A 382-nucleotide genomic window follows, 5' to 3' on the forward strand; every position below is an offset into this window, starting at 1 on the left:
GAAATACCGGTATAGGCTTGTAGCTCAGGTGGTTAGAGCGCACCCCTGATAAGGGTGAGGTCGGTGGTTCAAGTCCACTCAGGCCTACCAAATCGTATTGATACTGCGTTGTGAAATCACTCGTTTACTGATGTAAACTTCGTGACTCCACGCCTTGTTTCATTGCGATTGGCTCAATTCTTGCTTAGCGGAGCATTTCCAATAAGAAAGAAACCTGAGTAACGAAATCGGTATTAAGAATGCATTATGGGGCTATAGCTCAGCTGGGAGAGCGCCTGCCTTGCACGCAGGAGGTCAGCGGTTCGATCCCGCTTAGCTCCACCATAATCTCTTTAAAATATAATTCAGAGTATATTAGCAATAGTATACTGCGAATTATTTT

Annotated in this window: 2 tRNA genes; both read left to right on the forward strand. The window is 44.8% G+C overall.

Annotated features, from left to right (window positions below):
- The first annotated feature begins 13 nt into the window (after window positions 1–13).
- Window positions 14–90 (forward strand) — tRNA-Ile (locus M997_RS17060).
- 158 nt (window positions 91–248) lie between these two features.
- A tRNA-Ala gene (locus M997_RS17065) sits at window positions 249–324 on the forward strand.
- Window positions 325–382 lie beyond the last annotated feature (58 nt).

Source organism: Proteus hauseri ATCC 700826 (genome assembly GCF_001654965.1).
GTDB classification, from domain to species: Bacteria; Pseudomonadota; Gammaproteobacteria; order Enterobacterales; family Enterobacteriaceae; genus Proteus; species Proteus hauseri.